Source organism: Vibrio sp. Makdt, from assembly GCF_027587015.1.
Classification (GTDB): domain Bacteria; phylum Pseudomonadota; class Gammaproteobacteria; order Enterobacterales; family Vibrionaceae; genus Vibrio; species Vibrio chagasii_B.
The window spans coordinates 1-14,037 of the sequence record NZ_JAPPTH010000040.1; the positions used below are offsets into that span (position 1 = coordinate 1).

General features: G+C 44.6%; 12 protein-coding genes. 4 read left to right on the forward strand and 8 right to left on the reverse strand.

Annotated features, from left to right (window positions below; genetic code table 11):
• Positions 1 to 162 precede the first annotated feature (162 nt).
• Positions 163 to 1,239, forward strand: coding sequence for a DNA polymerase IV (gene dinB / locus OH460_RS26140; RefSeq protein WP_270000085.1), 1,077 nt, complete (start codon positions 163 to 165; stop codon positions 1,237 to 1,239).
• Between the two features lie 76 nt (positions 1,240 to 1,315).
• Here the strand turns inward: dinB and OH460_RS26145 are convergent, their stop codons facing one another.
• The gene (locus tag OH460_RS26145; RefSeq protein WP_270000074.1) at positions 1,316 to 3,250 is read right to left on the reverse strand and encodes a RecQ family ATP-dependent DNA helicase; all 1,935 of its coding nucleotides are present in this window, start codon (positions 3,248 to 3,250) and stop codon (positions 1,316 to 1,318) included.
• 145 nt (positions 3,251 to 3,395) lie between these two features.
• Here OH460_RS26145 and OH460_RS26150 point away from each other — a divergent pair, with 145 nt between their 5' ends.
• From OH460_RS26150 to OH460_RS26160, 3 genes are all read left to right on the forward strand, one after another.
• Positions 3,396 to 3,869, forward strand: a complete 474-nt coding sequence (locus OH460_RS26150) for a GreA/GreB family elongation factor (RefSeq protein ID WP_270000075.1) — start codon at positions 3,396 to 3,398, stop codon at positions 3,867 to 3,869.
• An 88-nt stretch (positions 3,870 to 3,957) separates the two neighbouring features.
• A complete protein-coding gene (locus OH460_RS26155) occupies positions 3,958 to 4,734 on the forward strand; it encodes a YggN family protein (RefSeq protein WP_270000076.1) in 777 nt (258 codons plus the stop codon).
• A gap of 277 nt (positions 4,735 to 5,011) precedes the next feature.
• On the forward strand, positions 5,012 to 6,373 hold the full coding sequence (locus OH460_RS26160) for a sodium-dependent transporter (protein ID WP_270000077.1): 1,362 nt from the start codon (positions 5,012 to 5,014) through the stop codon (positions 6,371 to 6,373).
• A 170-nt stretch (positions 6,374 to 6,543) separates the two neighbouring features.
• Here OH460_RS26160 and lipA read toward each other — a convergent pair whose 3' ends face one another.
• From lipA to mrdA, 7 genes are all read right to left on the reverse strand, one after another.
• A complete protein-coding gene (lipA, locus tag OH460_RS26165) occupies positions 6,544 to 7,509 on the reverse strand; it encodes a lipoyl synthase (protein ID WP_017068511.1) in 966 nt (321 codons plus the stop codon).
• 4 nt (positions 7,510 to 7,513) lie between these two features.
• Positions 7,514 to 8,173, reverse strand: coding sequence for a lipoyl(octanoyl) transferase LipB (lipB, locus tag OH460_RS26170; RefSeq protein WP_004737632.1), 660 nt, complete (start codon positions 8,171 to 8,173; stop codon positions 7,514 to 7,516).
• Between the two features lie 195 nt (positions 8,174 to 8,368).
• A complete protein-coding gene (gene ybeD, locus OH460_RS26175; protein ID WP_026084358.1) occupies positions 8,369 to 8,647 on the reverse strand; it encodes a DUF493 family protein YbeD in 279 nt (92 codons plus the stop codon).
• A gap of 256 nt (positions 8,648 to 8,903) precedes the next feature.
• The gene (locus OH460_RS26180; RefSeq protein ID WP_081090352.1) at positions 8,904 to 10,085 is read right to left on the reverse strand and encodes a serine hydrolase; all 1,182 of its coding nucleotides are present in this window, start codon (positions 10,083 to 10,085) and stop codon (positions 8,904 to 8,906) included.
• A gap of 93 nt (positions 10,086 to 10,178) precedes the next feature.
• The gene (locus OH460_RS26185) at positions 10,179 to 11,018 is read right to left on the reverse strand and encodes a septal ring lytic transglycosylase RlpA family protein (protein WP_239937911.1); all 840 of its coding nucleotides are present in this window, start codon (positions 11,016 to 11,018) and stop codon (positions 10,179 to 10,181) included.
• 3 nt (positions 11,019 to 11,021) lie between these two features.
• Positions 11,022 to 12,143 carry a rod shape-determining protein RodA gene (gene rodA, locus OH460_RS26190; RefSeq protein WP_105059129.1) on the reverse strand — a complete coding sequence of 374 codons (1,122 nt, stop codon included), beginning with the start codon at positions 12,141 to 12,143 and terminating at the stop codon, positions 11,022 to 11,024.
• Positions 12,143 to 14,035 carry a penicillin-binding protein 2 gene (gene mrdA / locus OH460_RS26195; RefSeq protein WP_270000079.1) on the reverse strand — a complete coding sequence of 631 codons (1,893 nt, stop codon included), beginning with the start codon at positions 14,033 to 14,035 and terminating at the stop codon, positions 12,143 to 12,145. The genes rodA and mrdA overlap by 1 nt, the downstream gene beginning before the upstream one ends.
• Between the last annotated feature and the right edge of the window lie 2 nt (positions 14,036 to 14,037).

The following is a 14,037-nucleotide window of genomic DNA, read 5'->3' on the forward strand; positions in this document are numbered from 1 at the left end:
CTAAGTGTTGGTATTGAACCCAAGGAATCAACTGATCAATTACAACTCCCTTTGTGATTTTTGTAAGTGGATTTTTAAGAAAATGCCCATTTTTTACATAAATTTCTCAGATTTTTTTGTAAGGGGGAGTTGCAAGTGAAAGTTTGTATCTAACTCTATGTTATAAATGCGTATTCACTCACTCAGTCAGTTAAACTTACATTTTTCACCCACAAGTTTACATACGCGGCTGTAGAAATGCGAGATAACCCGGCATATCGTAACCGACCATTAGCTGTAGGCGGGCACGAAAAGCAGCGTGGTGTGCTCAGCACATGCAATTACGAAGCGCGTAAGTTTGGTGTTCGCTCGGCCATGCCGACAGCTAAAGCGCTACAACTTTGTCCTAACTTGTTAGTAGTGCCGGGAAGAATGTCTGTCTATGTCGAGATATCTAAAAAGATCCGTGAGATTTTCTCTCGGTATACTTCGGTGATTGAGCCGTTGTCGTTGGATGAAGCATTTCTTGATGTAACCGATTCAAAGCAGTGCCATGGCTCTGCAACACTTATCGCTGAATCGATTCGTCGTGATATCTGGAATGAACTTAATCTAACGGCGTCTGCTGGTATTGCTCCGATAAAGTTTTTGGCGAAAGTGGCTTCGGATATGAATAAGCCTAACGGGCAATTCGTTATCCCTCCACAAGACGTGCAAACGGTAATCGATGAACTACCACTTGAAAAGATCCCCGGCGTCGGCAAGGTGAGTATTGAAAAGCTTCACCAAGCGGGCTTTTTTACCTGCAAAGATATAAAAGAGTCTGACTATCGCGATCTACTACTTAAATTTGGTCGTCAGGGCGCCTCACTGTGGAAGCGCAGCCATGGTATCGATGAGCGAGAAGTCATTGTCGAGCGTGAGCGCAAGTCTGTCGGGGTTGAAAGAACCTTTACCCAAAATATATCGACTTACGCCGAGTGTTGGCAGGTGATAGAAGACAAGCTGTTTCCTGAACTTGAAACGCGATTGGAAAAAGCGAGTCCAAGTAAAGCGATCATCAAGCAGGGTATAAAGCTCAAATTCGCTGATTTCCAGCAAACCACTATTGAGCACATTCATGCATCTCTAGATCGTGAACACTTCAAAGAGCTGTTAAGTGAAATACTCAAAAGGCAGCAAGGGCGAGAGATACGCTTACTGGGCTTGAGTGTGATGTTGCAGCCCAAAGACCAAATGCGTCAGCTGAGTTTTTTCTAAAGGCAGAGATTGGAGAGTGCGTCCCATAAGTACCGACTAAGCTTCACAGCCTAGTCGGTTTTTTTATCGTTTAGAGTTACCTAGGAAGCTGTTTAACTCGCGCTAAAGTATCACTGAATGGTTGCTGCTCTAGCTTTCCGTAGCCGACCATTTTGCTTGCTTTAAGTTTGGTTGAAAGTGGGGTGGCGATTCCACAGAGAAAGCGAGTGATGGCTTCATCGGTAATCAGTTGTTGGCTTGCAGAAATAAACTCATGAATCCATGTCATGACTGTCTCATCATCGACTGATTCAACATTAACGTTTGGTAAGGTTGCTACTTGACCGCGGCATACAGAGCAGTGACCGCAGGCTTTTGGCGCTTCGTTGTCTGCAAAGTAGCTAGCTAGGCGAGAGCTTAGGCAGGTGTCAGCCTCAAAGAAGCTCAGCATTTGATTGAGACGATTTATCTCGCTGTTCTCTTTTGCTTTAAACAACTCTGTAAGTCGCTCAGATAACTGCATCATCTCTTCAGAAGTATTGTGGATCGCGTAAACGTCGGTGATCTGTTTACTTTCCAACTCAATCCAGCCTTGCTCATTAAAGTAATCGATAGCGGCAATCACGCGTTGACGATCAGCTTGGAAGTGAGTCCAAAGTGCTTCGAAGTCGACCTGACACCAAACTCTCGCTTGCGGTGAACACTGGAAGATCGCTTCCACGAAGCTACGACGCTCACCTTGGAACTGTTCGGTTATCTGCTGTTTAGGGCGAATGAACTTAAATTTATAGTCAGCGAAGTAGCTGTATTTAGGCTCAATGACGCCTTCAATTTCAAGGTAAACCAGTAACGTTTTGAGTGGCAACTGGCGAATGTTAGATTCACGCGAAAGCTGGTTAAGCATGATTTCCCATTGATTTGCGCCAGACGGCCCAATATTTTGGTTTTCGTAGATCTCTTTCAGCACTGCTTGGATGGATATGTTGTCCGGCGTATCGCCAAACACGAAGTTCTCAAGCGTGCTCAAGCCGTGTTTGTTAGCTAGTAAAATACACTCAGAAGCTTGTCCATCACGGCCAGCTCTTCCTATCTCTTGGGAGTAGTTCTCTATCGATTTTGGTAAGTCAAAATGAATCACTCGGCGGATATTTGATTTGTCCACGCCCATGCCAAATGCAATCGTCGCGACAATACAGTGCACGTCATCATTCATGAATTGCTGTTGAATAGCATCTCTGTTTTCTGGTTTAAGACCGGCGTGATACGCCACAGCATTAACCCCGGCATTACGGAGTTGTTGAGCAACCATCTCTGCCGTTTGCTGCAGAGTAACATAGACAATGGTGGGTGCTTGCGCCGCTTGGTTGACCACATTACACAAGCTTTCTAACTTGTTAGCTTGTTCGCATGGCTGAATAGATAGGTCGAGGTTTTTACGGTAGAAGCCTGTCACCACAACCCGATCTTCATCGATATCGAACTTAGACTTCATATCTTGAATAACAGATGTCGTGGCGGTCGCTGTGAGCAGCAGCACCTGTGGAATATTAAGCTGCTTTTGATATTGAGGCAGCTTAAGGTAGTCTGGTCTGAAGTTGTGGCCCCATTCAGAGATACAGTGCGCTTCATCGACCACAAGTAACGAGATAGGCACTTGGGAAATAAACTGGCGAAAGCGTTCGTTCTTCAGTCGCTCGACTGAGATCATCAGGATCTTTGTGTCTCCGTTGCGTACGGATTGCATTACTTGCTGGGTGGTTTGCCTATCTTGGCTTGATTCGATGGCAGCCGCGCTGATGCCTTTGCTGTGAAGGAACGCGAGTTGGTCTTTCATCAAGGCGAGCAGTGGCGATATCACCAAGGTAAGGTGGGGTAACTCTAGAGCGGGTAGCTGATAACAGAGTGATTTGCCCGAACCTGTCGGGAATATCGCCGCTGTCGAGTGACCAGATAGAACATTATCAATGACTTGCTTCTGTCCGTTTCTCAGTGAATCGAATCCGAATACTTGTTTTAGCTTCTGCTCAATCATTTGTGTTCTACCTGAATTAATAAGTGTTGTCTTGATGCTAAAGCGAGCGCTGATTGACGATAGCGTCGTTTGAGGTATCAAATCTCTTGCACCTGATTGTACCTAATTCTATTCTGTAGCTCCTATAGAAAAGCACCCCAATAGTATGAATAAGTCTGAGCTCCGCCAAATAATCTTAGAGCAACTTGAATCTCGATTACGTATCGCGCAGTCCGCTACACAGCGCGCCATTGATGCTGCGACTGATGAAGAGACGGTACCTGAACACAAGTACGATACGTTGGCGTTAGAAGCCTCGTACCTTGCTCACGGACAAGCGGTGAGGGTGCAAGAGTGCGAAGAGGATATTCAGTGTTACCGAAACCTAGTTTTACGTGACAGTGAGAAGGTAACAGTGAGTAGCTACGTTGTGGTGATTGACGAGCACGATCAATATAAGCATTTTTTCATGGGGCCAAGAGTCGGTGGGCTTTCTGTTACCTGGAACGGTAATGAGGTCTCTATTTTGACTTCGAATGCGCCGTTTGGTCGGGCGCTTATGGGGAAAGAAGTCGGCGACGAGGTTGAGTTTAGCGTCGCTGATAAACTGTTTTGTTACGAAGTGGTTTCTATTGATTGAGGTCCGAGCGAATTGATATAAAACCTTACCCTGACAAAGAAGCATAAACTCGGGGTATAGTAATCTGGCAGATTGATGAGAGGATGTTATGAAAAGCAATGTATTTATCAAAAACAGTGTATTAATTGCATCGTTAACAGCGGCGATCTCTGTTGTGAGCCTGCCAACGTTTGCAGCTCAATGTCGAGTTGATCTAAAGAATGAGTTGCGAATCGATGACCAAAAAGTCGAAATTCATCAGGTAAATGGTGATACCGCCGTGTTCGATGATAATAACGATCTCTATATTCATGGCGAGAAAGTTGAGCTTGATGCTGACCAACAAGTGGCGATTGAAAAATATCGTGAGAGTATGAGTGAGTACATACCACGAGCTAAGCAGATGGCAAGCGAAAGTCTCGCATTAGCCAATGATGTAATTGATGATATTGCTGTTAGTTTAGACTCTCCAGAATCGTTTGATAACGTAAAAGAGTCGATGAAAACGTTTTTCGCAGACCTAGAGGCCCGCTACTACAAAGACGGTGAATTGGTTTTGCCTGCAGACAGCTTTGAGTCGATGGCCAATGGTTGGTCTGAAGACTTCGAAAAAGCTAAAGAGATTTTTAACCAAGAGTTTATCTCTAGTGCTTTTAATGCCATGTCAGAGAAGATGAAGCAAGAAGGCGGACTCAACCTGACGGAATTGACAGACAGCATGGCTGAACTCAAGCTGAAAGTTGAAGAGCGAATGAAGCAGCACGCCAAGCAGATGGAAGAAGAAAGCGCAGAGTTCTGTGACTCTCTTGATGAGATGGCAGAACAAGAGCAAGAACTGCATGAAATCATTCCAAACTTAAAAGATTATCAAGTATTCACGATTTAATTCGAGTCTAGTGATGAATAGCAAGAGCACCAGTTGGTGCTCTTTTTGTTTGTATTGTTCACCTAATGATAAGTATCAATTTTGTGGTCTAATTCTGTTGATGATCCTTTTGTGTCTATGTTTGGAGAATTATTGAACTGGAATTTTGTTAATTTTGTGGTTCTAAATAGCGCATTGATTGTAAAAATTAGATAATTGTTCATTTATTGGTTGTGTCTATCATTGCTTTTTATTACTGTACTCCTCAACTAGTTTACTGATTCTTTGTGCGAGCAATATGGACCAACAATCTTCCTCTTCAAGAGAGCTGTTTAGTTCTCGTTTAGGCTTTATTTTAGCTGCGGCTGGTGCTGCTGTTGGCTTGGGTAACATTTGGGGTTTTCCAACTCAGGTAGCGAGTAATGGCGGTGGTGCCTTTCTACTTGTTTACCTAATCATGATTTTCGTGGTTGCGTTCCCTATGCTGGTGGTTGAAATGGCGATTGGTCGTCATGGTCAAGCCAACCCAGTTGATAGTATGCGTTCACTAACGGCTAGCCCGCTAGGCAAAAAAGTCGGTGAATTTGTTGGTTGGATTGGATTAAGTGTCCCAAGTGCCGTACTGGCGTTTTACAGCATTGTTGGTGGTTGGTTAATCTGCTTCCTAATTGGTGCTGTCGCTGATCTTATTGGTCTAGAGGCTGCTGCTGATTGGTTCAAAGGCTTCAGTGTTGAACGTAATGTATTTGGTACTGTAGCGTTCTACGTACTGACCATTCTTATTGTACAAGGCGGTGTTAAGCAAGGTATCGAGAAGTGGTCGACGCGTTTAATGCCAGCACTGTTTGTTTTGTTCGGCTTATTGTTCGTGTACATCATGACTCAAGCTGGCGCAATGGAAGGCTTAAAGCATTACCTAGTTCCTGATTTTGAAAAGGTGTGGGACAGAAAACTGATTCTAGCGGCGATGGGGCAAGGCTTCTTCTCGCTAACGATTGGTGGCTGTTCAATGTTGGTTTATGGATCTTACTTAAGTAAGAAAGAAAACCTGCCCAAAATGGCGATGAACGTGACGCTGGTTGATACCGCAGTGGCTTTTATTGCCGGTTTAGTGGTAATGCCTGCAATGTTTGTTGCGATGCAAAAAGGCGTTCAAATCTACGCGGAAGATGGCTCGCTGTTAAGCTCTGACACGCTAGTATTCACGGTTCTACCTTTGATGTTTGATAGCTTAGGTGTGCTTGGTCAGATATTCGCAATTGTTTTCTTCTTGTTGCTAACTATTGCCGCGCTGACTTCTTCTATCTCAATGTTAGAAGGCCCGGTAGCGTTAGTGAGCGAGCGCTTCAATACCAGAAGAACGCCAACAAGTTGGGTGATTGGTGGTGCAATCGCACTGTTCAGTGTGGTAATTGTTTACAACTTTGCTGCGATGTTTGGCATGGTTGCGATGATAGCGACACAGTACCTGCAACCAATTGCTGCATTGATGTTCTGCCTGTTTGGTGGATGGGTGTGGAGCCGAGCGTCAAAAGTAAAAGAGCTTGAACAAGGCTGCCCTGATTTTCAGCTGGGTTGGTTTGGTAAGGTTTGGCCGATGTATGTGAAGTTCGTGTGCCCAATCTTAGTGGCAACGGTAATCTGGGCTTCTTTCGGCTAATCAGACATTATTGTTCACTTGTTTATCGTCTAGACATCTGAATTTAACAAAGCCGCTCTCATTGAGCGGCTTTGTTGTTTTTGTGTAGAACAAGTTTGCTTTACTCGATAAAAAAAAGGCGCTGAACCGTTAGTTCAGCGCCTTTTCAATCTTGGTTTAAGCAATCAAGGTTACTTGATTTCCATACCTTGTGCTTGCAAGTCTGCATGGTAAGAAGAACGTACAAACGGACCACATGCTGCGTGAGTGAAGCCTAGCTCTAGGGCAATCTCTTTCAGCTCGTCGAACTCTGAAGGCGGCACGTAGCGTTCTACTGGTAAATGGTGACGGCTTGGCGCTAGGTATTGACCAAGAGTCAGCATAGTTACGCCGTGCTCACGAAGGTCTTTCAATACTTGAATGATCTCTTCTTTAGTTTCACCAAGACCCATCATAACGCCAGATTTTGTTGGGATGTCTGGGTGCTGCTCTTTAAACTTCTTCAGTAGATCAAGAGACCATTTGTAGTTCGCACCTGGGCGCGCTTTACGGTATAGGCGTGGCGCTGTCTCAAGGTTGTGGTTGAAAACATCTGGTGGATTGTCTTTCAGTAGTTCAAGTGCAACGTCCATACGACCGCGGAAGTCTGGAACCAGCGTTTCGATACGAATGTTTGGGTTTAGCTCGCGGATCTCACGGTTACAGTCTGCAAAGTGCTGAGCACCGCCGTCACGTAAGTCATCACGGTCAACTGAAGTGATTACTACATACTTCAGTTTCATGTCTTGAATTGTCTTAGCCAGTTTCTTCGGCTCTTCTGCTTCAGGAGCAACAGGACGACCATGGGCAACATCACAGAACGGGCAGCGACGTGTACAGATAGCGCCAAGAATCATAAACGTTGCCGTACCGTGGTTGAAACACTCGGCTAGGTTAGGGCAAGACGCTTCTTCACAAACTGAGTGCAGGTTGTTTTTGCGCATTGCTGATTTGATTTCTTGGATACGATGGCTGTCTGAAGGAAGTTTAATCTTCATCCATTCTGGCTTACGTAGTACTTCTTTCTGTTCAGCAGGCATATTCTTTACGGGAATTAATGCCATTTTGTCAGCGTCACGATATTTAACGCCTTTTTCCATTTGGATTGGTTTGCTCATGATTTTATGCTTCTGCTGTAATGTTACTGGTGGCTTGAATGTCTACTTGGTCATAGCCGAGCAGCTCTACGAGCTCTTGTATTAACTGTTGCTCAACGTTCTCTAATTCACTTGGTCCGCCTAGCTGGCTTACCTGTGCCATCTCCATACCTTGGTAACCACATGGGTTAATGCGTAGGAATGGGGACAGGTCCATATCAACGTTTAGTGCTAGCCCATGGAATGAGCAGCCACGCCGAATTCGTAATCCGAGTGAACAGATTTTCTTGCCATCGACATAAACACCAGGAGCGTCAGGTCGGGCAGCTGAATCTATATTGTAAGCTTTCAGAGTGTTGATTACGAGGTTCTCGATATGAGTAACCAAATCGCGCACTCCGAACTTCTTGCGGCGGATGTTAATCAGAAAGTACGCAACTAACTGACCTGGGCCGTGATAAGTCACTTGGCCACCGCGATCGCTTTGTATAACAGGGATATCGCCAGCATTTAATACATGCTCAGCTTTGCCTGCTTGTCCTTGAGTGAAGACAGGGTTGTGTTCAACCAACCACACTTGGTCTACGTCTTCTTCTGTGCGTTCGTCTGTGAACTTATGCATGGCTTTCCATACGGGTTCGTAATCCTGACGGCCTAATTTTTTTACGATTAGCTTATTTTGCAAAGCGGCACTCCCTCAAGGATTAATAAAGTGAACGCATTATAAACGCGAAACATGATTCTAACTACAGATGGACTGCAAGGTTTTTCAACTTTCTTTGTATTTATTTAAAATTAAGTTGAATGAATTTGACCGCAATAGGGTGCTATAAACAAAAACAGCGGCATTAAGCCGCTGTTTTTCATGCGTAATCGAGGATTACAGAACCATACGAACGATTTCGATCTCGCCTAGTTCTTTGTATAGCGTTTCCACCTGCTCAATTGAAGTCGCAGTGATGTTGATAGAAACAGAGTGGTAGTTACCCTTTGCACTTGGTTTTAGTGTTGGGCTGTAGTCACCAGGAGCATGACGCTGGATCACTTCTAGCACTAGTTCAGTCAGTTCTGGCTTAGCGTGGCCCATTACTTTGTAAGTGAATGAACAAGGGAACTCTAAGAGGTCTTTTAGTTTTGCATCAGAATTGATGTTCATGATTAGCTCCAAAAGGCTAGACTCTCGCAAATTGGCGGAAGTCGATAAAAAGCGTGTTCGGTCAGTAGACTCGAGTAATAAGGCGGAATATTACGTGTAAATATCATTGAACTCAAGATCCACAAAAGCCGCACATGGCGGCTTTTGTTTCGCTAAAGAGTAAATAATGAACTTACTCATTAGGTTAGCTTTCTAGCAAGTTTAGATTTTGTTTAGAACAAAACTTTTGGACTTACTTAAAACACACCCTTGGACTTACTTAGAATAAGCCTTTGAATAGCAGTACTAGGTAATCCCATAGGCGGCTAAATAGGCTGCCTTGCTCTACGTCTTCAAGTGCTAGTAGTGGGTATTCTGCAACGTCTTCACCATCAACTTGGTAGAAAAGTTTACCAACAACATCACCTTTGCTGATTGGCGCTTCTAGCTCTTTCTCAAGTACAAAGCTTGCTTTAAGGTCTTTAGCTTGGCCGCGAGGCAGAGTTACGAAAGTATCTTCGTCAACACCTAGAGCAACTGTGTCTTTACTACCCATCCAGATTTTCTCTTCTACGAAAGTTTCACCAGCAGTATGTGGTGCCACTGTTTCGAAGAAGCGGAAGCCGTAGCTAAGCAGCTTTTTGCTTTCTGTTTTACGAGCGTTTGCATTCTTAGTACCCATCACAACCGCAACTAGACGCATTTTGCCTTCGGTTGCTGAGCTTACTAGGCTGTAACCTGCATTGCTTGTGTGGCCTGTTTTAATACCATCAACGTTCATGCTCTTATCCCACAACAGACCATTACGGTTGTACTGGGTGATGCCGTTGTAAGTGAATTTTTTCTGTGAGTAGATACGGTACTCATCAGGTACGTCACGAATTAGCGCCTGACCAAGCAGTGCCATATCGTAAGGCGTTGAGTATAGGTTCGGGTTGTCTAGACCGTGCACGTTAGCAAAGTGCGTGTCTTTCATGCCGATAGAGCTTGCCCATGCGTTCATTAGGTCAACGAAAGCATCTTCTGAGCCAGCAATGTGCTCAGCCATTGCAACACAAGCATCGTTACCTGATTGAATGATGATACCGCGGTTCAGTTCTTCAACTTTAACCGTTGTGCCAACTTCAACGAACATTTTAGATGAGTCTGGGAAGTTTTTAGCCCAAGCATTTTCACTGATTACAACATCGTCGTTTAGGTTGATGTTACCACGCTCAAGTTCTTGACCGATTACGTAGCTCGTCATCATCTTGGTTAAACTTGCTGGAGAAAGTTGAGTATTCATCTCTTTCTCTGCTAGTACTTTGCCTGAATGGTAATCCATCAGAACAAAACCTTTAGCGGCGATTTGTGGTGCATCAGGAACAACAATTGGAGCAGCGAATGACGATGTAGCTATTGTTGCTGAAAGCGCAACAGAAGTAGCAAAAATCGTTTTAACAAGTTTATTAGATTTAATCATTTTGAATGCAATTATTTGGTGAACTATTCATATCTTACCAGAATCACTCTGTCACACCAGAGCGCTGATTACCAGAGGTTACTGTCAGATTAATTAGCGAGTTAGCGTGTGTTTCTTGATATAAGCAGAAGGGTAACCCATCAGCTTAACCTGTTCTAATTTCTCTTGAGTCAGAGCATAGTCATGAAATGGCCCAAGCATCAGTCGGTATTGACCATCATTTGGCTGCAAGAAGCTTGCTACTGCTAGCTTTTCGCTGAGATCTTTGGCTAACTTCTCCGTTCTGTCTTCATGTTGCGATGTTGCGACTTGAATAATAAATTGTGGCAAAGCTGCCTTTTTCTTAGCGTCAGTTGGCATTGCCACTTTGATTACTTCAATTTCAACATTGGCAGTGCCAGTCCTTAAGACATCAAGCTTGTAAGCTGCCGCATAGCTGAGGTCAATGATTCGGCCTTCATGGAATGGGCCGCGATCATTAATACGCACAATCGTTGTTTTGTTGTTGTCGGTATTAGTGACTTTTACATAGCTCGGAATAGGTAATGTTTTGTGCGCTGCCGACATCGAATACATGTCGTAAATCTCGCCGTTAGACGTCAAATGACCATGAAATTTTTTGCCATACCAAGACGCTTTGCCTTTCTCGGTGAAGCCTTCGGTTTCTTTTACGATTTTGTAATCTTCACCACGCAGAGTGTAGTCACTGTTACCACCTAGGCTGTAAGGTTCATATTGAGGATGTGCGTCCTCTAGATGCTCGACCGAGATAGGGGCATCAGGCGCGATATCTGAATCGATATCGTAGCGACCAGTTGGTTTCTGAGAAGCACAGCCATTGATTAAGATCGCTAAGCCCAGAATTGAGACTATTTTTTTGATTGGCAGCTCATCAACCAAGGATGCTTTTTTTGAAAACGTTGTAATAGACATCGATTAGGTCGCCTTTGAGAATGCTTTTCTGTGTGTGTGGATCGACATTAAAATACCAAAACCAGCCATCAGGGTAACCATAGAGGTACCCCCATAGCTGACCAAAGGAAGAGGTACACCTACAACCGGTAGAATGCCACTTACCATGCCAATATTTACAAAAATATAAACGAAGAAGCTTAGTACAATACTGCCGCCCATCATTCGACCAAAGGCCGTCTGCGCTTGGCTTGCGAGGTACAAACCACGTCCAATAATGAATAGGTAGATAGCAAGTAAGAACAAGATACCTATCATGCCCCATTCTTCAGCGATAACCGCAAAGATGAAGTCAGTATGGCGCTCTGGAATGAACTCTAGTTGAGATTGAGTCCCTTGTAGCCAGCCTTTCCCTGATATACCACCTGAACCTATCGCAATTTTACTTTGAATGATGTGGTAACCTGCACCTAATGGATCTGATTCAGGATCAAAAAGGGTTCTTACACGTACTTTTTGGTATTCACGCATTAAGAAGAACCACAAAATAGGGATAAATGCACCTAAGGCGACAGCTGCACTGGCAATGATCTTCCAGCTAATACCCGCTAGGAATATCACGAAGATACCCGATGCCGCGATAAGGATAGATGTACCTAAATCGGGCTGCTTAGCGATAAGAATCGTCGGTACGAACACCATGACCAGCGAGATCGCCAAGGTTTGGAATGTCGGTGGTAGTGAACGCTTACCAATAAACCTCGCTAGCATCAAAGGCACGGCGAGCTTTAAGAGCTCTGAGGGCTGGAATCGAACAAAACCAAAATTCAGCCAACGCTGTGCTCCTTTAGAGGCTTCGCCAAAGAAGAGTACGCCTAATAGCAGAATAACGCCGCCAGCGAATAGCACTGGAGCTAGAGTCTCGTAGGTACGTGGTGATATCTGAGCTAAGAAGATCATTACGCCCAAAGACAGTGCCATACGCATCGCTTGGCGATCCATCATCGCTAGGCTTTGCCCACTCGCGCTGTACATGATTAATAAGGCAAAGCCCATTAAAACTAGAATGCCGAGTAATAGTGGCAGATCGATATGGAGCCTTTCAAATAAGGCTCTGTTTCGTCCTGTTGAAGGATCAAGTTTCATTATTTTATTGGCTCGCTTTGATAATCTTCTGCAAGGATAATGTGGTCTAGAATTCGTCTTACTACTGGGCCGCCATTCGATGAACCACCGCCAGCATTTTCGAGAACGATAGTGACAACAGCTTCAGGGTCTTCGATTGGTGCGTAGCCAGTAAACAATGCGTGGTCACGTAGGTGCTCAGCAATTTCATCGGCGTTGTACTCTTCATCTTCTTTCAGGCCAAAGACTTGTGCTGTACCAGACTTACCTGCGGTAACGTAAGACATATTTTGGAATGAGCGTCTGGCTGTCCCTTTTTTACCGTGGTTAGCCAGCTTCATACCTTCTTGAGCGATATCCCAGTACTTCTTCTTAACCCCTGTGAGTGGCGGGTAAGTTTCTATGTCCGACATAACTTGCTCGTCGAATGGGTGACCGTTTTCAATGGTGGCACGTAATAGATGAGGTGCTGTTACCTCGCCCTTATTGACCAGCACAGAGGTCGCTTTTGCAATCTGCATTGGTGTGGCCGTCCAGTAGCCTTGACCGATACCTACAGGGATTGTGTCACCTTGGTACCATGGCACACGGTGTCTGGCCATTTTCCAGTCTCGGGTTGGCATGTTGGCTTTACTTTCTTCGTAAATATCGATGCCCGTGTAATCGCCAAATCCAAACATCATCATCCATTTGGATATGCGGTCTATACCTAGATCATAAGCGATCTGGTAGAAGAAAGTGTCCACCGACTCTTCGATGGCTTTTACGATATCGACTTTACCGTGTCCCCAACGTAACCAATCTCGGAATGGTCGAGTTTTAGAGTTCGGGATCTTCCAGTAGCCAGGGTCGTTACGTGTGGTATTCGGTGTAATGACACCTTCTTGTAAAGCTGCAACGGCCATGAAGGGTTTGATCGTTGATGCTGGTGGATAGATGCCAAGTGTGGTTCGGTTTACTAGAGGACGGTTCTTATCCTGAAGCAGTGCGTTATACCCTTTAGAGGAAATGCCATGCACGAACGCATTCGGGTCATAGCTCGGGCTTGAAACCATCGCTAATACGCCGTTGTCTTTTGGATCCAATACAACTGCTGAGCCACGGCGTCCATCGAGTAGTTTATGAACGTAAAGCTGAAGGTTGATATCCAGGTTCAATACAATATCTTTACCCGGAACAGAAGGAACAAACTTTAGCGTGCGAATAACACGTCCACGGCTGTTTACTTCGACTTCTTGGTAGCCGGCTGTACCGTGTAGCAAATCTTCGTAATAGCGCTCAATACCTAGCTTACCAATATCACGGGTTGCTTGGTAATTGGCGTCTTTTTCTTCTCGCACCAACCGCTGCATGTCACGGTCGTTGATACGAGAGACATAACCGATAACGTGGGTAAGTACATCACCGTATGGGTAAAAGCGCTTTAAGGTACCTGTAACTTCAACACCTGGGAATTTGTGTTGATTTACCGAGAAGACAGCTACCTGTTCTTCTGTCAGCTGATTAAGAATGGGTACTGATTTAAAGCGTCGTGAATTACGGCGCTCACGGTTAAATCGTTCAATACGCTCTGGTGGGATCTCAATTAACTCTTGTAGACGGACAAGTGTATCATCCATATCTTTGATTTTTTCGGGGGTGATTTCTAGGTTGAAAACCGGACGGTTCTCGGCAAGAAGTACACCGTTTCGATCGTAAATCAAACCACGGTTTGGTGCGATTGGCACTACCTTAATACGGTTGTCGTTAGAGCGAGTTTTATAGTCTTGATATTGATTGACCTGAATGTTGTACAGGTTAACAACCAATAAGGACATCATGACAATGATGCCTGCAAACGCAACAAAAGCACGACTAGTAAATAGTCGTGCTTCTGCTTTGTAATCACGGATTTGGCTACGTTTACGTAACATTA

Coding starts and splice junctions, on each gene's coding strand:
- OH460_RS26155 (WP_270000076.1), top strand. CDS start 3,958: ATGAAAAGCAATGTATTTATCAAAAACAGTGTATTAATTGCATCGTTA.
- OH460_RS26185 (WP_239937911.1), bottom strand. CDS start 11,018: ATGTCTATTACAACGTTTTCAAAAAAAGCATCCTTGGTTGATGAGCTG.
- OH460_RS26145 (WP_270000074.1), bottom strand. CDS start 3,250: ATGATTGAGCAGAAGCTAAAACAAGTATTCGGATTCGATTCACTGAGA.
- OH460_RS26160 (WP_270000077.1), top strand. CDS start 5,012: ATGGACCAACAATCTTCCTCTTCAAGAGAGCTGTTTAGTTCTCGTTTA.
- lipA (WP_017068511.1), bottom strand. CDS start 7,509: ATGAGCAAACCAATCCAAATGGAAAAAGGCGTTAAATATCGTGACGCT.
- OH460_RS26150 (WP_270000075.1), top strand. CDS start 3,396: ATGAATAAGTCTGAGCTCCGCCAAATAATCTTAGAGCAACTTGAATCT.
- mrdA (WP_270000079.1), bottom strand. CDS start 14,035: ATGTTACGTAAACGTAGCCAAATCCGTGATTACAAAGCAGAAGCACGA.
- OH460_RS26180 (WP_081090352.1), bottom strand. CDS start 10,085: ATGATTAAATCTAATAAACTTGTTAAAACGATTTTTGCTACTTCTGTT.
- rodA (WP_105059129.1), bottom strand. CDS start 12,143: ATGAAACTTGATCCTTCAACAGGACGAAACAGAGCCTTATTTGAAAGG.